We start from the raw sequence: 20,468 nt of genomic DNA, 5'->3' as shown, positions 1-20,468 counted from the left end.
ACTTCATTATAAGGCATTTTCATAACAATTTTCACATCAAAATACAAACGCTATGCCAATCCCAAACTGCAATGGAAGCAATCCACCAATCTAAAAGCAACTGAAATGGAGATATTAATCTTCGTAGGGAAAAAACATCTAGGAGGAATCCACTAAATGATTATGAAGAAATTGTCCGTAGCTCTTTTATCGACTTGCTTAATGCTATCTGTTGCTTCTGCGGCTTCTGCTTCTGCTGCACCAACCGAAACGAAACATGAGAAAAAAATGCATGCTGAGAAAATGAAGAAAGAAAAAGAACATAAAATGCATGAAAAGAAAATGCATATGAAGAGCCATTCCACTAAAGGAATTCATGCAAAGAGCATGAAGGCTAAAAGCATTAACACTAAGAGCATTCACATGAAAGCAACCAAAATGCCAAAAACAGGCCACGGCGGTGCTAGCGAACAAACTGAATAGGGAGGATGAAAGAGGGGGAATCCCCTCTTTCTTTTCTTAAACATGAAAAAATGGATATCTTTATTCATCTTTACCATCATCACTATAACCACTACCAGTTGTACTGACTCACACTCGCAGGAAAGCAGCCCAGAAACGAAGTCGTTACAAACACAGCAACAAGAAATGATAACTCCCACTAAAGCTATTCTAAAGAACGATATTAAACCAGCATTACCCAAACCTATCCTGCCTACTCAGCTTAGCATTCCAGCCATTAAAGTAAGCGCCAAAATAGAGCCAGTTACGCTGCTTTCGGATGGACAAATGGACGTCCCCAAGGACACTAACATCGCAGGAATTTTGTACCCGGGAATTTTGCCAGGTGCGAAGGGAAATGTAATTTTAGATGGACATGTGGATAGTTATATAGGTCCAGCTATTTTTTTCAACCTCAAAAAGCTTAAGCACGGGGATGAAATTACCGTTTCTAATTCAGACGGGCGAAAACTAACTTATATTGTAGAGACTGTAGAAATTTTCACCACAGCTGAAGCGCCCTTAGAACGAATCTTCGGAAAGTCTACTGAAGCCAGAATGAATCTTATTACCTGTACCGGAAGATATAGCAGAAAGAAGAAAGAGCATGAAAAAAGGCTGATTGTCTTTACAAAACTAAAACTATGAATATTTCGACCCTCCAAAGGAGCATTCTAAAATAAAAAAAACAGGTGAATTCATGAAAACTAGCAGCAAAATTATGATAACTACCCTCTCTCTCTTGTTATGCTTCACGAACTCCGCCTTAGGCAGTCCAAGCAAAAATCGGGACTACTACGAAAAAAGAGGAGACATGATTTGGGAAGTACATACTAACCAAAAAGTGATTGCATTGACGTTTGATGACGGTCCTGACCCTTCTGAAACCGATCAAATATTAAAGGTATTGAGTCAATATCATGCAAAATGCACCTTTTTCGCTATAGGGAAAAGAATTGCAGCTTATCCAGACGTGGCGAAACGAGTCATTTCTGAAGGGCATGAATTAGCTAACCATACCTACAATCACGTTTATTTTAGAAAACCTATTAACAAAGCCCAGTTTGAGCGGGAGCTGAATTTAACCGAAGAGGAAATCATAAAGGTCTCTGGAAAGCATAGCGCTTTGTTCAGACCCCCGGGTGGCATGTATGATGAGACACTAGTTGATACTTCAAACAATATGGGACTAAAGCCTATTTTATGGTCCTGGCATCAAGATACACGCGACTGGAATCGCCCTGGCGTGCAGAGTATCGCGAACAAGGTTATTCGAAATGCACATAATGGGGACATCGTTCTGTTTCATGATCATGTGCATGGACAATCTCAAACCAGAGAAGCACTCAAAATTATTTTGCCGGAATTAGAAAGGCAAGGTTTTCGATTTGTTACCGTTTCAGAATTGATCAAATTATCCAATACACAGCAGGCGGGCAAACCACAATAGCCTAATTGCACAGGACTTCAAAATAAGGTAGTCTTGTCCTATTATGAAGTTCTGGAGGCTTTTGTCATGTCTGATAATACATCCTATACGACTGAGGAAATTGCCCGCTTACTAAAAATCTCGAAATTAAAAGTATATGACCTGATCAAAAAAGGGGAGCTCCCCTCCTACCGCGTAGGAAAACAGATGCGAGTGGATCAATCCGATTTAGAAACCTACAAACAGAACACTCGAAGTGGCATAACCCCATCGACATTGCCGCTGACTTTTGCTGGAGCAAATCTAACTCATGTTGCCGCATATTCTGGCTATAATAATAGTAAAGCTGCAGGACATAGCCTTGTGATTACCGGTCAGGATATGTCACTCGATATTCTAGCCACCTATTTGGAGCGTTGCCTTCCCACTGAGCGTCCCCTTCGTTCTTACGCTGGCAGTTTAGATAGTCTGATTGCCATGTATCAAGGCGAATCGGACATCGTCAGCACGCACCTGCTCGACGGGGATACTGGAGAATATAACCTTCCCTATATTCGTAAAATCCTTGTGGGCTTCTCTTATGTTGTAGTTCGTCTGTTGACCCGAAGTGCAGGATTGTATGTTCAAAAGGGAAATCCTAAAGGTCTTCATGAATGGTCTCATCTGCAACAGGATGGACTTACACTGATCAATAGAGAACGAGGCGCTGGTGCACGTGTGTTATTGGATGAACAACTCCGATTGCACGGCATTCCTGCCGCAAGCCTATCTGGATATGAGCAGGAGGAGAATAGCCATTTGGCAGTCGCCGGTAAAGTGGCACGAGGAGAAGCCGATGTGGCCATCGGTACCGAGAAGGCTGCCCAGATTGTCGACGGCGTTGATTTCATTCCCTTGATTCAGGAGTGTTATGATCTAGTGATGCTCAAGAAACCGGAGAATGAGCAGTGGATCACCACCGTGATTGATATTTTACGCTCGCCAGCCTTTCAAAGTGAGCTCGGGTCCATTCACGGATATGATCTCACGGAAACCGGGACGATTATTTACGAGACCTGATAGTCACAGGCTTGCTTCTTATTAAAGGGGTTTTGTTTTACCGGTGCGTTTCTAAAGAAAAAAACCTAGTCCATCCCAGGTTACTCCTGGATGGACTAGGTTTTTTTAATTTATCAAGATTTCCAATCGACATTCCACTGAAGTCAGCGGAGCGATCTCTCTCGCGCTTAATTAAGTACGCCGGTTCACAAACATCAACATCACAGCAGACATAACAATAATGGAGCACACCCACATCCAAGCAAGGGTCATGTTGCCGCCATCCACTGCGACATAGATCGCTGTAGGTACAGTCTGCGTGCGGCCAGGAATATTTCCAGCTACCATGATCGTTGCGCCAAATTCTCCTAAACCGCGGGCAAAACCTAGAACATACCCAGCAGCGAGTGACCGACCTGCAAGGGGCAATGTGACATAACGCAGTACCTGCAGTTCACTCGCTCCCTGCGCACGCGCCGCATCTTCAAGATCCGCTTCTACGCCTTCAAAGCCCGCCTTCACCGTACGGTAAACGAGAGGAAAAGCTACGACAACCGCGGCGATAACCGCAGCTCCCCATGTGAAAAGGATCGTATGCTCCGTCATCTGTTCATACCATCTGCCAATCCAGCTGCGACGACCTAAGACGACCAACAACACAAATCCGACAACTGTCGGCGGCAATACGAGAGGAAGAAGCATTACAGTCTCAACCAAGCTATAGCCAGGAAATTTCCGACCTGCCATAGCCTTGGCCGCAGCCGTTGCCAGAATAAATACAATGATGCTGGTAATTACTGAAATTTTAACGGAAAGCCACACCGGGGCGAAGAAATCAGTCCAATTTATTTCCATCCTTATTCACCCCGCTTCTACTCATGATTTCTTATTAAGGAAGCAAGAAGCCATAGCTTGCAAAAATATCACTAGCCTCTTTACTTTGAAGATAATTGTAAAATTCTTTAGCTTCCTTCTGATTCTTCGAGTCCTTCACGATACCCGCCGGATAATTAATGGCTTTGTGAACATGCGGACCCACGGTAAGGGCGATCTTCGTCTTCTTTGAAGTCAACGCATCTGTCTTGTAAACAAAGCCAGCATCAACATTTCCCGTTTCGACGTAAGACAGAACCTGACGAACATCCTTCGCAAAAACAAGCTTGTTTTGCAGTGTGTCCCATACCTTCTTCGCAGTCAATGATTGCTGTGCATATTGTCCTGCGGGCACAGATTCAGGCTGTCCTACCGCTATCTTCTTAAAGGCTTTATCCGTAAGTTGAGTGATCGTAGTTAATGAAGCGTTTGAATTCGAAGGTACGACTAGAACCAACTGATTCTTAAGCAGAACCTTATGGTCAGAGATCAGTCCAGCATCTACTAACGCATTCATCTGTTTATCACCAGCAGAGAAGAATAGATCAGCCGGAGCACCTTGCTCAATCTGCTTCTGTAATGTGCCGGATGCAGCATAATTAAAGACCAAATCTATATCGGGATGCTTCTTCTCATAGAGCAGAGCCATTTTATCTAAACTATCCTGTAAGCTGGCTGCAGCGGATACTATAATCTCTGTCTTCTTGGAGGCTGCCTCTACATCCCCCACTGCGCCCACAGATAAATTCACAACCAAAAAAATTGCCAATACGCTAAGGATCCTAATTGACCATTTCTTAAACATTTCCATTCCTCCCATTTTCATATGTATATATGTAGATGCTATTCTAGCATACGTTTTTTCGATTTTCTATAGATTCAGTTGTGTTTGAATATGTTTAGTTATATATTGTTATAATTAGATAGTTAAAAATGATTATATTCTCGTCTTACTCGCAAAAAAAGGATGCCCCCGGCAACCATTTAAATGGTTGCTCAAGCACCCCATCTTTCAAAATTGAACGAAGGTCAAATGAATATATCACTATTTATAGTGCGAACTCCATTTTTCCAACTGCTGCCTGATTACTTCACGATAATAGTACGGTTCAATGATTTCCGCTTCCTCTTCAAATCTCTTAATCCAGCGGACAAATCCGATATCTTGTTCCACAGCAACCTTAAAATAAAAACATCTCGCTTGACGATCCACTTTGTTAGGCTTAAAAGGCAATTCGTCCTTCTTAATCCCTTCCATTATCCGTTCCGAGAACTTCACTTTGAACTCTACCTGTAAACTATCCCGATCGAGTGACCATTTCTGCTTCATAAAGGCTTGTACATCAAAAGCTTCCTTCGAAAAAAACCGATTTAGTGGCTTCACATTTGAAAAGTCATTGATATGATATGTACGAATAACACCTTGGCGATGACAAAATCCAATGAGATGAAAACGACTTTCCAGCGGGACAAGACAATAAGGATCAATAGTAATCCCTTTCTCCTCTAATGCATTTTCACTATAATTCGCTTGAATGCTCTTTTGCTTTAATAAAGCCTCCAGAATCGGAGTAAGAAAAGAGTGTTGCTCCATCTGCGAACTGTTTCTTTCCGCCCACCCCACCCCTACTTCTCTTCTTGCACGTTCTATCGTTTCTTCTCTCTCCGCCTTTCGTTTATATTCAGCTGCGACTACTTTTTCATACGCGCTTTCAAAATCTATGGGCAATGCTGGTTTTATATCTTCCATAATATAGCGTAATTGCGAAAATGCGGATGCTTCTTCTTCCGACCAATCCAAGGGATAGAGTGCAAAATTCCCAATAAAAGCATAACCTTTTCCATGCCCAAGGTGGGTAATAGGAATGTGCATGGCGCTAAGCGCATCCATGTCCCGGTATATTGTTCTCTCGCTGTTGCCGCAGCGTTCCGCCAATTCACGGGCTAATATCCCCGGCTTGGCTTGAACCAGTGTAATAATGCGCATCAGTCGGATTAATCGGTCTGTCATATTCAGTTCCCCTTGATTTATGGTTAAATAGACCCATTATTTTATGAAAAAAAGTAAAATTGTGATAGAACTTTTTTACTATGTTACCACATTTTATATTACAATTCTTCTTATAATTTTCCGCCGAATCCGCTAAAAAATCCGATTTATGTATAGGTCTTTTTTCGTTTATGTGCATCATCATGCAGTGAGTCCTATATTAAATTCCACCAACGGCTTTACTTCGTTGCTGATGCTCAAACCCGATCTGTTTATATAACATTTCAGCCTCTTTAAGCAGCAAAGGATCTCCAGAGCGTACCGCGAGCAATAGCAGCTTATCCGCATGTCGATTAAGCATCTCGTGCGCTTCACTGTGTTGGCCATTATTTCGTAATGTCGCTGCTTCTTCCACCGTTTCCGCCGTCTTCAACAATTCCAGATGCTTCTCAACATAAAAGCTGCAAGTATCGCTCAGAATGCTTGTATGATGCGCGTACTCTAGCTCAAGCACCTTCACGGGGAGTTCACGAATACGCTCTACGGTTGGTTTTTTATACTTCCACTGTAGGGATAATGCTTCATACTTTCCTGCTACAGAACTAGAGGTAGTGAACTCCAGTCCTATGAATTTACGTTGTCCTGTTTTTATTTTTCCAAGCTTAAGCAGGAGTGAATTTCCTTCTCCAGCCTCCATTTCACATCCATAACAGCGCTTAAAAGTTACATGTGGCTCAAGCCAAACTCGTAGTTCAATATCACGTGCAACCACTTTATGGCTGCTGGGTCGGCTATGTTCTGAAGGCCTATTACCTTTCCATTCGACAAGTAAAACAACATCCCGATTTCCACCTGCAAAAATACGATCTTGACCCCACGTAAATATAGGATGAATACTTTCTATCATATTTTCCACCTCTTTCTTATTTTGGGTCTTCTATTAATGTACCAATAATGGCGGACAACTCCATGTCATGGAATGTATGTTCGGTTCTATATTATCGACAAAAAAAGAGCCATTCTACATACTAAGTAGACTGACTCTCGCAAAAACAGCCCCTTTTGTCTGTTTATGACGAAAATATTATATTTTTGATCTTTAGCGGCTCTGAAGTTTAGGCTGCACTCGCTCCCGCTTAAAAAATAGTCCCAGTGCCCATTTGGCGCAAAGCAGAGAAAACATAAAAAATAGGATAGCCCAGAATATAGCCGGCACAGATGTCATCCTGGCCAGATTACTGGCATCTCCCGCCCGAGATGGGGATACAACGGCCGCATATACAAGAAATAAGCTCCCCATTACAGACTCTTCCAAGGTCAAAAAAGCTAATAACAAATAATAATATTTGCTGGCCTTTTTCCACACCACCAGCATTAATACATTCAGCGCAATAAACCCACCTAACCACATCATTCCGAAACTTCCCCGCACGTACAATACCAGCATAATCAATGCTACTGTAGTAGCTAAAATAAGTCCCCAATCATGCCGTCCTTTACTGTAGAGATAGAAGAGCAGCAATGCGAATAAGGAAGCTAGCATATAACCGGATAGCGACACCAGTATCGCTCTGCCTCCATCTTGAATGGCTGAATAGGTGACACCACTATGATTCGCGTATAGTTCGATCCGCAGCACACTGCCAGACAGCAGTAAAGTCACCAGTGCATGACCAAATTCATGAATCATCGTGTCCAAATTCCGAAACAAAGATGAGAATGGAATTAACCTCGTCAAAAAAGCAGATCCGACCAAAAATAACATTGTCTTAAGCCATTTATTCATTCCGTAGCAGCCCCTTCCCGTCCAAAGTATACGATAAATAGTCCCTCTTCTCAATCATGAAGAGCACAGCCTGATCGTTCTTTACAAGGACGTGTAACCTCACTTCAGACAGGCAAAAATTACTGACCCATGAAGCCCTATCTGCGCTTAGCGTACGCTGTCAGAAGCTGTCAAGCTGTGTTAAAATAAAAGAAATACAAGCCTAAATTGGGTGGTGATTATATAGATGAAACAACGTAAATACCGTAAATATCTACAGCTGTTATGTTCGCTCCTGCTTCTGCTGACTCTTTCCGTATCTCTTCCGGCCCCAGTAGCAAAAGCCAATATATTCAGTGATATCTATAATGGATTCAAAAGCTTCTCTGAGCTTCCGAATGAAGTCAATGAATTGAAAGAGGGATTCCAGCAGACAGCTGAAGAGCTACAACAGGCGAAAGATAAGCTTTCGAATACCATGCAGGAAATGGAGGCCTACCGGACACAGAACGAAGCCCTGCAGGAGCAGAATCGTCAGCTCACGCAGATGGTTGATGAGTTGCAAAATGACCGGACAGCACGCGCAGAATATTATCATAAAATCAAAGTGACTATTTTTACGGGAATTGGTCTGATTCTGGGGTATTTTATACTCATCCGTATTGTTCGTTTCAGCATGCTTCACCGTTCTAGAAAAGGAGACCGTCTACGTTAATCTTGAACATTCGTAAAGATCACGCCTACAGCATGAGGGAGATGAAATATGAACATCGATGTCCAAGATGAAAGCGACAGCGGGAGCGGACAAGCCGTAGCCTTCTCCCTTGGGGAGAAAGAAGAGGTTCATGTGCTGCACCCACAGCAAATTATCGCTTATCAAGGGTCAGCCACTGGACGGGCAGATAGATTTATGGATGTAAAGGGCATCTATCGCAAGCGAAAATTGATTCGTTCGGATATGTCTGGCCCTTGCCATTTTGTCGCCGCCCTTCCACCGGGTTATCGGGTAAAGATTCTGCAGCTTGATGGGAAGAGCGATTTGTTGTACGACTTTAAACATCTCTTCTTCTACAGCAAGGGCGTTACGATGGAAACACGAGTGCTGAGTATGAAGAATGTGCTTGTGACAAGAGATATTGTGAAGGTGAAATTTACCGGCAATGGCATCATTGGCATTCTGACCGAGGGTACGGTCTGTGAAGCTGAGCTTCACCCTTACAATCCACTTTATGTGGATGCAGGCAGCATTATTGCCTATCCTGAAAATGCGAAGCTGGAGCTAACCGTTTACGGCAACCATTTAGCTAGCCAGCATATGAGTTATCACTGGAAGATGACGGGCCACGGCCCTGTGTTGTTTCAGGCCGGACGCCAGAATCGTAGATTTGAAAGAGATAATAATGATGATGGAATTATTAAACGATTTCTGCGCGAAGCCGTGCCATTTGGCGGTGTTTTTATTAAATAGAAGTGTTCAAAAGAAAGAGCGCCATGCGTAAACAATACGCAGGCGCTCTTTGTATATTCTATCCTTATAAGGATGTTGTCTTAGCCGATAAAGGCATTCAGCATCCAAGCATGTTTCTCAATGCTGCTTCTGATCCCAATCAGCAGATCCGCAGTTGGTTGATCACTCAATTCTTCTGCAGTAGCAATTGCATCTTGCAGTTCTTTAGCAACGGTCTTAAAGTCTCTAACGAGCTCGAGTACCATCCCCTTAGCATCTTCGCCGCCGCGAGCTTCTTGTAAGTCGGACAGTTCAAGATATTGCTTCATTGTTGAGGCTGGTTGTCCACCAATAGAAAGCAACCGCTCAGCCAAATCATCTGCATAACCCGCAGCTTCATTGTATAGCTCTTCAAACTTCTCATGCAGTGTGAAGAATTGAGATCCGCTAACATACCAGTGATAATGATGAAGCTTTACCCCGAGCAGGAACCAGTTCGCAGTTTGGCGGTTCAATGCAGCTTGCAGTTCAGTATGGTTCTTTAATTGTGTTGTCATTAATAAAACCTCCTATGGTTCATTTATTATAATTGTATTTAGACTCGTTCTAAATCTATATACAATTTAACACACTCTTTCGTGTTTTGCAACTATTCTGGAGATTATATGTTGTGCCGATTCTAGCACAACTTATGTTATGAAGCCTATTATGTGTGTCACACTTTGGTAAAAGAGTCTCTTCTCTAGATTAAAGAAACATCCTCCTCCGCGGTCTTTCCTTTCCTGCTGCGGAAAAAAGCCCTCATCTCATCACGCTTACTCTTTGGACTTAGGACATACACCGTATCCCCAGGCTCAATAACAGTACTGCCATGCGGGGTGACAATCTTTTTATTGCGGATAATTGCCGTAAACAAGATATCGTCCGGCAGACCTATTTCTGAAATTTTCTGTCCAGCAATCGACATATAGGGATTAATTCCAATATGGTTAAACTCCGAGTCTGTCTTGCCAAGAGCGACTAGCTCCATCAGGGAAGGCTGATCTGAATCTTCTTGCCCCACAAGCTTCAATCGGGATGCTAGCGGGGAAATACTAGTTCCCTGAATCACCGCTGAGGTCAGTACGACAAAGAATACAACATTAAAGAATAGTCGTCCGTGAGGCAGATCAGCGAGCAGCGGATAAGTCGCTAGCACAATCGGAACGGCTCCACGAAGTCCGGCCCAAGAAATCAATGTCTTTTCTCGAATCGAAAATTTGGAAAAGTGCAAGCTTATAAATACACCGATTGGTCTAGCTACAACCATCAGAATGACGGATAACAAGATACCTTGCCAAGCCACTTCCGCCAGCTCCTGTGGAAATACTAATAAGCCAAGCAGAATGAACATAAATATTTGCATCATCCATGCAAAGCCATGACTAAAATTCATAATGGTACGGTGATACATTAGCTCAGAATTGCCAAGCGTAAGGCCCATAACATAAACAGCCAGCAGACCGCTACTATGTACCCATGCAGATAAACCATAGGTTAGCACAGCAAAGCCAATGGCCATTACTGGATAAAGACCTGTAGAATCCAGGTTAATTCGATTGATACAGAAAACTGCGATCTTCCCCAGTACAAAACCCAGTACTAAGCCAATGCCCATCTCCCATATGAAAGACAACAGAAGCCCCCATATTGCCATATCCGGATGCTGTATCCATTCGATTAGCGAGACTGTCAAGAAAACCGCCATTGGATCGTTGCTTCCTGATTCTGCTTCTAACGTCGAGGTCAGACGTTTATCAATATTCTTTCCGCCGAGTACCGAGAAGACTGCAGCCGCATCTGTCGATCCAACAATCGCTCCAAACAAAAAGCTTTCTGGCCATGACACATCAAGGATCAGCTTAGCGAATACCCCTACAATGGCTGTCGTCATGATTACGCCTACCGTTGATAAAGATAATGCTGGCCGAATAACAGGCTTAATATCCTTAATATTCGTCTGCATGCCACCTTCGAATAATATGACAACCAATGCGAAGATTCCGGCCATTTGCGTTAAGGAGGCATTGTTAAAAAAAACAAATTGGCTTAGCACCATCCCCGCAGCAAGAAATAGCACTAAAGCTGGCATTCCAAATTTAGTGGAGAACTTGGTGGAAAATACGCCTACAAGCAGGAGCGCTGCCAGCAATAATATAATATTATCTGCAAGTTGGGACACCGATTATTCACTTCCCTTTCTCTTCTAGCTTGAAAATATTAGAAGCTTCCTTATTTATGTACTTTATTACCCTTCTCCACAACCTTTTGAGACATTGAATAATATAAACAAGATTGGAGATTTCATTCCCCGGGCCTTATACTTTATGTAAATGCTTTCTCCCCATCGTGTATACATATAGGAGGCTGAATGTTATGCAATTAAGATTAATTAAACCTGCGGAGCTGGACCAGGCGGCTCTGCTCGCAGATTCCATCTTTCGTAAACCGGGTGCCACTTCAATGAAAGAACTGTTTCCGCTTATTTTCCGCCCTGGACTCAGTCATTCCTACGCGGCTATTACTGAGGACGGAAAGGTTGCAGCTTTCATGGGACTCGTACCCTCTACGATCAAGACTGGAGATGCTTTTCTGAATGTATTCTCCATAGGTGCTGTCTGCACCGATCCCGCTTTTCGTGGCCAAGGGCTGGCTGGCCAACTTCTACAGCTATGCCAGGCACACGCTGCGGAGTCCGACGCATCGCTGATTTTTGTCTCGGGTGATCGTTCGCTATACACCCGAGCTGGGTGCGTACCGTTCGGAGGTACGCAATTTGCCGAGCTGAACGCAAGCTCAGCTCAGGCACTTGCAGCCGCAGCAGGAGAGGAATGGACGCTGCGGCCAATGCAGCCGGGCGACTTCTTCGCCGTCTACCGGCTGCTCAATGAACGTGAAGCCGGACATGTATATAGTCCGGGTGAGCTGGCGCTGCTGCTGGGGACCGAGGCTTACGCGAGCGTATTGGGCTTGGCCCAACGCACACTCGTAGCCGTTCGGGACGGCAGCATCGAGGGGTTCGCCGCGGTCGCTGTGCCAGCGGCGGCGGATGTGCCAGCGCCGAGCACGGCGACGGCGGTGGAATGGGCCGGCCAGCCGAGCGCGGTAGCGGCGCTGCTGGCCAAGGCGGCCTTGTGCGGCGGCGTTGGCACGCTGCAAGTGCCTGTGCCGTGGCAGGAGCGCAGCCTGCTCGCGCTCCTGCGGGACGCCGGCGCCTCTTTAAGCGGCGGCGCGAACAGCGGAACGGTCTGCATCGCAGACCGGGCAGCGCTATTGCGGCAGACCGAAGGCTGCCGCAAGGGTCTCGACTTGTCGTCCGTGCAGGACGACAAGGAGCTGCTCTCGCTGCTCTTTGATCCAGCGAGTTCAGAGGATTTCAACGCCATTCCTTTACCGTATATGTCTGGACTTCGTTTCATTTAACGGATTTAAACAAGAATAAACGGAAGCCGTCCTTAAAAGGACGGCTTCCGTTTATTGTACGATGCTCCTAATTCCGCATGGTGTCTCTGCCGTGAGCTACTGCTTGTCTTTTTAGCGTTTCGGACCCCATTGCAGTTATTTTTGATTATCGGCCCATTTTGCGCCAGTTTCGGACTGCATAGCTCTTATTACACATGATTTGCTCGATATTGGGCCATATTTATGTGAATAGCTGCAACTGAGTCCGATAACTCGAATAAATACCCCAATTCTTCGAAATAAGGTCTCCTGAGTCCGCATGGTGTCTCTGCCGTGAGCTACTTGGTGTATTTTGCAGGTTATTTAGTATGCGCTATAAACGATTATATAATTTCAAATGATACCCTTATTCTCTGGAATACACCTGTAGCTCTTGAATAGACCAATAATTCCCGCCAGCTCCATTCTGTACAATTTTGATATACCTCGTCTTCACTTTAGAAAAGGATATCTTAGTAAGCTCTTTCGCACCTTTTCCAGACGTGAGTTTGTTCCAGTTTTGAGCATCGTCAGAAATATAGACTACATAGTCTCTTGGATAATCAAAAGGTGATAGCGTGCTATCCAAATCTATTCTTTCAATTTCATGTGCTTCACCCAGATCAATCTGAAAATACTCTCCGGAAGCCTGATGTTTCCCCGTATCCCAGCGCGTGCGCCGATCCCCATCGATGGCCAGACTCGGAGCTGATGCTGCCGTATTCACATTTGAGGATACCTTCCATTTAGTACGATCCAGAGGAACCAGTCCGGTGGCTGTAATCTGAACTTTATCGGACAGTAAGTTAGAGCCGGATACCCTTACCGCATAGGTATATAACGTCCCTTCACGTAAATTATGATTCGTATATTCTGTAAGCTTCACATCGGTGGCTACCACCTTCATTTCCCCGCCGCTACCTTCAGCGCGAAGCAGCTCATAGCTTGCTCCTGGTGCCTCCAACCAATTTAATTTTACAGCTAAACCTTTTGTCGCTGCGGCTTTGAATCCTTTAGGTGCCAACGGCTTTACTTCAGAGGATGGCTGCAAAATATACTGCACAGCCTCTCCTGGAGCAAGTGTCTCCGTAAAGCTTAACGTGGGAGTAGCCTTTTTCCCTGTTACATAACTTCTTGCTTTTTCATACGTATCCCCGTTTCCAAAACGTTCCCCTTCATACACTCCGTTTTTCGGCATAGTCACATTTACACTCACAGCTTGTGGAGTAGACTCAAAGTTAACGAAATTAACCAGCACCTTATTTGAGGTCGCTCCACTTCCCGCAAGAGGCTTCAATGTAGAAGTATCCACGGCCCGAACATAAACCAGCTTATCGGCTAACACATCTTTGTTGGCTATTTGATAAGTTAGCGGAGCTCCATGTGTAGCATAGGCAAGACTGAGCCTTCTCATGATGCTGACACGTGAATCCTCATTTTCTTTTGTATAATAAATCTCTGTGGTCGCCGGATCATGCTCTTCTAAATTAAACCCGTATTTGAATAAACTGAAATCCTTAAAAAAAGCAGCATGCTGCACAAACATATCCGCATAACCAATATGCGCACGCATGATCCGGTCGAATACAGCCGCTGTCCGCTCCGTTGCCCCGTATTGATAGGCATCCACATGACTGTCCGAGGTACCAAATTCAGTCGTCAGCATTTTTTTGCCGAGTCCATTGTCTGCGCCAGTGAAGGTCTTCAGATTCTCAGTAAAGCTTCCTCCATTACTAAAAATATAAGAGTCGCCGTAGGAATGTCCATTGGTCAAATCCGTAACCTTCTCCAGCTCCATACGTTGCTCTGGATCACGTTCCCAGCCATCCGGATCTCCACATTCCTTCCCAGTTCCCCTCTGATTACCACAGGAATCCTCACTGTAGCTCGGCCAATACGCCCAGCCCGGAGCAACAGTTTGTAAATGGGGCGCGATTTGCTTGCCCTTTTTATTCAGCCAGTCCGCAATTGCCAGGTTCACTGCCTTAGAACGATTGAATAATCCCGGCTCATTATCTACCTCATAATATTGAAAATAGGGGCTATATTGCTCAAAATAATCTGTCAGCTTTTTCTCCGCGTCAGCAGGCAACGATCCATCTGCCTTAAGCTTAATATCACCAGTATGCAAATACAGAGCAACCGCCTGCATGTTGTAATCCTGCAATACCTTGTAATATTCCAGCATATCTGAGCAGGATCTCCCGACATCACTGGCACAGCTAGTACGCATCACATTCCCGCTATAAGCCATTCCTAGCCATTTGATAACATAAGGCAAGTGCGTAACTGCACCTTCATCGAAATAAAATTGTTTATTATTCACTACTGTTCCCGTCAGTGTATAGCTACCATGGATAGGCTCAGAAATTGGAGCGTTAAGAGATTCTAAACGGAGATTATCCCAAGTCCACCAGGAATATTCGTCTTCTTTGTCACTGCAATATAAACAGCGAACCGTTTGCAGCTTCAATTCATTCGTTCCTATCTTCAATTGCTCCTTGGGAATATATAATTCATAGGTCTTTTGAAAGTTATATTCACTTTCTGTGCCAGCAACGCCCGCAATTTGAATGATCCCCGACAATTGATGATTGGAGAACACACTCATTTGCGGCACGGATTTATAAGCATCCAGAATACCTACGCTAAATAAGACCCCATTCTCCGGGATCTTATTTAGCTGATAGGTGATCGTTAATTCCGGCTGGGTCTTTCCATTCAAGCCTGCAGGCAAGCTCTGCAGAGCCGATGATTTGAGCACCGAAGAAGTAACATTAAATTCCTTCTTGCTGCCAGAAGTGCCACTCGCAGCGAATTCAGCTGCGGAGCCATCATGTTGTCCCAGATTCCAGATCACAGTACCATCCGGTATTTCTGCTGCAACATCACTTCCTGTAGCTAATCTTGGTATATTGGCACCTACCTTATAATCGTTCGTCTTATTCGTTCCGAAAACAGAGACAGACAACAGAAACAAGACGGTTAATGCGGTGAATTTCAGTAAAAACAGTAATGGTTTGTTTGCAAATATCCTATTTTTTCTATTAGATATTCTCCTCGTTATTCCCATCCATAGGTCCTCTCTTTCTTCCGGAATGTATAACCCTATCATTTCATTAGATTAAGGAAGGAACAATGCCCCTTGTGGAATCACCTGCTGCTTCTGGCTGGAACTCTCCCACAGCAAGCGAAGATTGGCATCTCCTTCATTCTCATAATATTCAATTTGGATATCATAAAGCGTTCCGGCTGTGAGCGGGATACTTCCTTTATGAAGGGTTGCACTTTGATTTTTCCAATTGTCGATGATCAGCTTTCCGTCAATCCAGACACGGACTCCATCATCAGAGGATGCCGAAATCGTATATTTTTCACTGAATTTAGGTTTGAGCTTCCCTTTCCAGCGAACAGAAAAATGATCTTCATCTATCTCCTGTGCAGGTGACCCGCCATGCCAATTAAAATCAATCTTACGATCATCGCGGATAAGTGCCGCTTCTCCCTCTAAATCAGTATTGTTATAGTACTCTCCTGTTAAACCCGTTGGAGTTACCGGGATTACCGGTGCTATCGAAGGGCCTCCTGTTGTGAGAACGTAATCCTCTCTCGAAACTATAAACGAGTCATTCATAAAGCTTTTAATTGACTGTAGCGTATTATTTTCTGTCAGTAATTTTCCCCAGGTCATCATATAGACCCATTTATTTTGTTTCTCGGTTAATACTTCCGGGTTCGGCAGCTGTCCACTCTCCCCGATTCCGATAGGTTTACCTTCAGCAAGTGCGAGCAGATCCTCATAGTAGGACTGCTTATAATCGTTATTGTAGATATCCGCAGCCAGAACATCGAGTTTATCCGCACCGGGATAATATGCAGCATAAGGATCTGCCCATTCATTCGGCGCATTCGGATTCCATACCCACAGTAGATTATTCAGTTGATGTGTGTTTACAAAACGATCATAGACAATATTCCAAAGCGATGAAAAATTGTCCTTTTTTCCCCACCAAAACCAACCGCCGTTCATTTCATGGTAAGGTCGCCATAAGACTGGAACTCCGGCATCACGCAGCTGTCCCAAATAGCCAGCGATCTCGTCTAGATCAGAGATTAGACTCTTATACTGAGCCGTCCCAGGCGTAACATAAGCATTAAACTTCTCTTGACTGAGACTTCTGTTTACATTGGACCATTCCGGAGAAGTCCCCGGCAAACTCTGATGGAAGGTCATGGCTACTATGCCACCCTCTTGATGCCACTCAATTGCACTGTCTATAACAGCTTGTCGCTGTTCTGCGATCGTCCCTTCGGGTTGATTATTAATTGCACCCAATTCATAACCATGTAGAACGGCATTTTGTCCCGATGTATTCTTCAGCTTATGAACCAGTTCATCTGGACTTTCTAGATAATCATGCTGGCCAGACAGGATTCCTTTACCACGTAGATTCACCAAATTACTCAGCAGCTGCTTGGCTTCTTCGGAAGCTGATGGATTGCTTGGTATAGCCGGAGGAAGAGAGGAAGAAACACTCATAGCCTTCGGAAGACTCTTAACCTCTCCCCAAGGCAGCAAGGAAAAAATAATAAACACCGGTAATATAGTAAACAACAATCTGTTTTGCTTATAATATTTACGCAAATAAATCCTCCTTTCGGTAGCTGTACTGCCTCCACAGGTGCTAAATAAACATACCTGTTATCGGACAATCGTCTTCTGACCTAATGAGGACTATAGCTTAGTAGCTCTGCAATAACGCAGAGCCACTAAGGATCGACCTTTAATTTTCATCAATCAGGAGACATCCGGAAGATAAAGTGCACTTGCTGGAACTGTCTCTTTAGCTTGACTAGCACTTTCCCACATCAAGCGGACTCTCGCATCACCTTCATTTTCGTAATACTCCACCTTAATATCGTATAGCTGACCAGCCTTCAGCGTTATATTACCCTTACGCTCAGTACCACTTTGCTTAGTCCAACTATCAATCACGGATTGCCCATTCACCCACACACGGATGCCATCATCTGAGGTAGTGTAAAATGTATATTGCTCATCATATAATGGCTTAATTTTACCGCTCCAACGTATGGAGAAACGATCAATCCCGAGGGCGGCATCCGGCGAGCCTTGCCGCCAATTGAAATCGATCATTGCATCAGTTCTAGTAAGAGCTGCTGCTCCCGATAGCTGTATGTTGTTGTAATATTCTCCTGTAAGCCCCTTCGCAAGAGGAATTGCTGCCTCACCCTCTTCTTCGGGAGGTGCCGGCGCTGGTGCAGCGCTAGGTGTCGGTACCAGACTAGTATTTAATTTATCTCTAGTTAGGGTATAGTTGCTATTCATAAATGTTTTGATTGTATCTGCACTGTTATTCTCGTAAAGCATTTTTCCCCAGCTCATCATATACGTCCATTTACTTTGTGATTGCTGAAGCTTCTCCAGATTAGGCATTTCACCATTCTCCCCGATCGCAATCGGTTTGCCTGCGGCTAGACTCAACAAACTGTCATAGTATTTTTGCTGATAATCATTTTCGTATATATCTGCTGCCAGAATATCTACTTTATCCGCTCCTGGATAAGTCAACGCATAAGGATCTGACCAAACATTGGGAGCATTCGGACTCCATACCCATAATAAATTATTTAATTTATGAACGTTAACAAAACGGTCATAAATAATATTCCAAAGTTTAGAAAAGTTATTTTTCTTCCCCCACCAGAACCAGTTCCCGTTCATTTCATGATAGGGTCTCCAAAGCACCGGAACGTTGGCATCACGCAAGCTTTTTAGGGAGACTGCCACCTTATCAAGTTCAGCGATCAGACTGTTATATTGCTTGGTACCCGGTGTAACGTAACTATCGAACTCACCTTGACTAAGCGTTTTTTTTACATTATCCCAGTCATAAGAGGTGCCCGGCAGGTTAGCATGAAAAGTCATAGCTACGATTCCGCCCGCTTTATTCCAGTTGATGGCGCTGTTCACCACATTTTGACGTTGCCAGGCCATGGTTCCTTCTGACTGACCGCTGATCGCGCCCAGTTCATAACCGTGAAGAGCGGCATTTTGTCCGCTAGTTCCCTTCAGCATATTGTTAATTTCATCTGGACTTTCTAAATAGTCATGTTGACCAGCAATAATACCTTTTCCTGAGATCGAGTAAAAATAGTTAAGCAGCTTTACGGCTTCAGGTGAGGCTCCTGGGGTAACTGGTGCTCCAGAATTTGAAGCAGCTATGACAACAGACGGCGAAATTCCAACAGTAAGCGGAAGTGCAGTCAGAAACAAGACGAGTGACAGAAATGCGCCAAATAATCGATACGTACGGTAAGCTTTCAAAATAATCTCCCTTTCGGTAGCCAGGCTGCCACTCTTTCGAAGGCCCTATAGCTTTGCGTCCCTACCTTTCGATAGGTTTGCCTTTTCAATTTAAGAGAAATAATCTCTCTTACCGTAAGTATCGACGACAATTAATGATATATTTAGTGTTTTTATGACTTTTTTTGATAATTGAGTCAATTTACCTGTTTCAAGAAATTTTGAATTGGTTAAATAGATAGGTTAGACCTATGAAATGAATTGTTGTAGTTCTATATCATTCCAGTCTAAAGTAATACGTATGTTATCTTCTTCTACTAATTCAGACCCCGTCTGTACCTCTATAAACTCAACATCCGTCAAAGCAAGGATCGCGTGCTTCGTTCCTTCCGGTATACGTACCACGTCCCCAGCCTTCACATTATGTTTTTTCTCATTCAGCACAATACTTGCTTCGCCGCTAACGATTGTCCAAATTTCACTACGCTTGCGATGTAATTGATAGCTGATATTATTCCCCTCGGATATAAAAATCCGTTTGGTCAGCACTTCATTGCCTTCATCATATTTCACATAATCAATAACTTTGTAATGGCCCCAGCGGCGTTCCTCGTACATCGGTCTTTGTTCAAAGGTCTTCAGCACTTCTTTAATCCGTGGGCTCTCAGCTTTATGGGTAACTAGAATCCCATCCGGGCTAGCCGCAATGATCAGATCCTTCGCACCAATTACCGTAATCGGAATATCCAGCTCATTAATCAAGCAAGTCCCCTCAGAATCCGCCGTTACAAAACCTTTTCCTACATGCTTGCTGCTCATTTCCTCTGTCAGCGTATTCCACGTTCCAAGATCCTTCCAGAATCCATCATACGGCTGTACTACAATATGTTCTTCTTTCTCCACCACTTCATAATCAAAGCTGATGGAAGACAATAGCTTATACTGCTTCTGCAATTCTTCATATCCTAAAGGCAACCCTTTACGCTGCAAAATATCTAACAAGTACCCTAAGCGGAAGGCAAACACTCCACAATTCCACAATGCATTTTGCTCGATGAGCTGTTCTGCTTGTATACGGTCTGGTTTCTCTTGAAAGTGACTCACCTTCATAAAACCATTTCCCCCCGCCTCATCGGTGGTAGGAATAATATATCCGTATTTCTCTGAGGCATGTTCAGGAACAACACCCATTAGTGCCAGATTTGCTCCACTTTCCAGCATGGTCCCCTCAAGCATAGCTATGGTATCAAAAAAGGATGCTTCTACATAAGGGTCAACAGGCAATATTGCTACCGTCTCCGCTGGAGAAACACCTGCCACTGAATAAAGATAGGTAGCTGTTAAGGCGATAGCCGGAAAAGTATCCCGACGCTCCGGTTCAACGATAATCGGCACATGACTTCCCAGTTGGCTTTGTATCATTTCTACTTGGCCGCGGCCGGTGGCCAGATAAGATGATTCTGCCATCCCCGCTTCCTCCAGCTGTCTCCAGACACGTTGTACCATGGATTCTGGTTCACCTTGAGGGCTTTCAAGTACCTTTAGAAATTGCTTTGAACGTGAGTCGTTGGACAACGGCCATAACCGTTTACCTGAACCGCCTGATAGAAGTACCATTTTCATAGATGAACCCTCCTC

General features: G+C 44.1%; 18 protein-coding genes and 1 riboswitch. Of the genes, 7 read left to right on the top strand and 11 right to left on the bottom strand.

From position 1 onward, the window contains the following. Window positions 1-156: 156 nt before the first annotated feature. The 4 genes from QNH28_RS04905 (at window position 157) to QNH28_RS04890 (ending at window position 2,968) form a co-directional block, all read left to right on the top strand. Entirely contained in the window at window positions 157-462 is a 306-nt protein-coding gene (locus QNH28_RS04905) for a hypothetical protein (protein WP_283910407.1), read from the top strand. 42 nt (window positions 463-504) lie between these two features. Further along, window positions 505-1,128: a class F sortase gene (locus tag QNH28_RS04900; protein WP_283910406.1), complete on the top strand. Its 624-nt coding sequence runs from the start codon at window positions 505-507 to the stop codon at window positions 1,126-1,128. Window positions 1,129-1,180: 52 nt separating this feature from the next. Beyond that, on the top strand, window positions 1,181-1,930 hold the full coding sequence (locus QNH28_RS04895) for a polysaccharide deacetylase family protein (RefSeq protein WP_481858357.1): 750 nt from the start codon (window positions 1,181-1,183) through the stop codon (window positions 1,928-1,930). 66 nt (window positions 1,931-1,996) lie between these two features. Beyond that, window positions 1,997-2,968 (top strand): helix-turn-helix transcriptional regulator, encoded by a 972-nt coding sequence (locus QNH28_RS04890; RefSeq protein WP_283910404.1) that lies wholly within the window; start codon window positions 1,997-1,999, stop codon window positions 2,966-2,968. Window positions 2,969-3,139: 171 nt separating this feature from the next. On the opposite strand, the gene modB is transcribed toward QNH28_RS04890, so the two are convergent. The 5 genes from modB to QNH28_RS04865 form a co-directional block, all read right to left on the bottom strand. After that, a complete protein-coding gene (modB, locus tag QNH28_RS04885) occupies window positions 3,140-3,802 on the bottom strand; it encodes a molybdate ABC transporter permease subunit (RefSeq protein ID WP_042185211.1) in 663 nt (220 codons plus the stop codon). A 34-nt stretch (window positions 3,803-3,836) separates the two neighbouring features. Beyond that, window positions 3,837-4,625, bottom strand: a complete 789-nt coding sequence (gene modA / locus QNH28_RS04880; RefSeq protein ID WP_283910403.1) for a molybdate ABC transporter substrate-binding protein — start codon at window positions 4,623-4,625, stop codon at window positions 3,837-3,839. A gap of 240 nt (window positions 4,626-4,865) precedes the next feature. Then, window positions 4,866-5,831 (bottom strand): helix-turn-helix transcriptional regulator, encoded by a 966-nt coding sequence (locus QNH28_RS04875; RefSeq protein ID WP_283910402.1) that lies wholly within the window; start codon window positions 5,829-5,831, stop codon window positions 4,866-4,868. 199 nt (window positions 5,832-6,030) lie between these two features. After that, the gene (locus tag QNH28_RS04870) at window positions 6,031-6,717 is read right to left on the bottom strand and encodes a hypothetical protein (RefSeq protein WP_283910401.1); all 687 of its coding nucleotides are present in this window, start codon (window positions 6,715-6,717) and stop codon (window positions 6,031-6,033) included. Window positions 6,718-6,909: 192 nt separating this feature from the next. Further along, the gene (locus QNH28_RS04865) at window positions 6,910-7,596 is read right to left on the bottom strand and encodes a M50 family metallopeptidase (protein ID WP_283910400.1); all 687 of its coding nucleotides are present in this window, start codon (window positions 7,594-7,596) and stop codon (window positions 6,910-6,912) included. A gap of 226 nt (window positions 7,597-7,822) precedes the next feature. Here QNH28_RS04865 and QNH28_RS04860 point away from each other — a divergent pair, with 226 nt between their 5' ends. Next, window positions 7,823-8,290, top strand: a complete 468-nt coding sequence (locus QNH28_RS04860; protein ID WP_283910399.1) for a DUF3450 domain-containing protein — start codon at window positions 7,823-7,825, stop codon at window positions 8,288-8,290. A gap of 48 nt (window positions 8,291-8,338) precedes the next feature. After that, window positions 8,339-9,043 (top strand): AIM24 family protein, encoded by a 705-nt coding sequence (locus QNH28_RS04855; protein WP_283910398.1) that lies wholly within the window; start codon window positions 8,339-8,341, stop codon window positions 9,041-9,043. Window positions 9,044-9,123: 80 nt separating this feature from the next. Here QNH28_RS04855 and QNH28_RS04850 read toward each other — a convergent pair whose 3' ends face one another. Both QNH28_RS04850 and QNH28_RS04845 read right to left on the bottom strand, forming a co-directional pair. Next, window positions 9,124-9,579, bottom strand: a complete 456-nt coding sequence (locus QNH28_RS04850; protein ID WP_042185198.1) for a Dps family protein — start codon at window positions 9,577-9,579, stop codon at window positions 9,124-9,126. A gap of 185 nt (window positions 9,580-9,764) precedes the next feature. After that, window positions 9,765-11,243 carry a potassium/proton antiporter gene (locus QNH28_RS04845; protein WP_283910397.1) on the bottom strand — a complete coding sequence of 493 codons (1,479 nt, stop codon included), beginning with the start codon at window positions 11,241-11,243 and terminating at the stop codon, window positions 9,765-9,767. 194 nt (window positions 11,244-11,437) lie between these two features. Here QNH28_RS04845 and QNH28_RS04840 point away from each other — a divergent pair, with 194 nt between their 5' ends. After that, window positions 11,438-12,484 (top strand): GNAT family N-acetyltransferase, encoded by a 1,047-nt coding sequence (locus QNH28_RS04840; protein ID WP_283910396.1) that lies wholly within the window; start codon window positions 11,438-11,440, stop codon window positions 12,482-12,484. A 385-nt stretch (window positions 12,485-12,869) separates the two neighbouring features. Here the strand turns inward: QNH28_RS04840 and QNH28_RS04835 are convergent, their stop codons facing one another. From QNH28_RS04835 to QNH28_RS04820, 4 genes are all read right to left on the bottom strand, one after another. After that, a complete protein-coding gene (locus QNH28_RS04835; RefSeq protein WP_283910395.1) occupies window positions 12,870-15,575 on the bottom strand; it encodes a discoidin domain-containing protein in 2,706 nt (901 codons plus the stop codon). A 51-nt stretch (window positions 15,576-15,626) separates the two neighbouring features. Then, entirely contained in the window at window positions 15,627-17,147 is a 1,521-nt protein-coding gene (locus QNH28_RS04830; protein WP_283910394.1) for a glycosyl hydrolase, read from the bottom strand. Between the two features lie 153 nt (window positions 17,148-17,300). Continuing rightward, the gene (locus QNH28_RS04825) at window positions 17,301-18,851 is read right to left on the bottom strand and encodes a glycosyl hydrolase (RefSeq protein ID WP_283910393.1); all 1,551 of its coding nucleotides are present in this window, start codon (window positions 18,849-18,851) and stop codon (window positions 17,301-17,303) included. A gap of 12 nt (window positions 18,852-18,863) precedes the next feature. Continuing rightward, a riboswitch (cyclic di-GMP riboswitch) is annotated at window positions 18,864-18,943 on the bottom strand. A 136-nt stretch (window positions 18,944-19,079) separates the two neighbouring features. After that, a complete protein-coding gene (locus QNH28_RS04820) occupies window positions 19,080-20,453 on the bottom strand; it encodes a sugar phosphate nucleotidyltransferase (RefSeq protein WP_283910392.1) in 1,374 nt (457 codons plus the stop codon). Window positions 20,454-20,468: the final 15 nt, after the last annotated feature.

The organism is Paenibacillus sp. G2S3 (assembly GCF_030123105.1).
GTDB lineage: Bacteria > Bacillota > Bacilli > Paenibacillales > Paenibacillaceae > Paenibacillus_AQ.
This window is presented reverse-complemented; position numbering and strand designations above follow the sequence as displayed.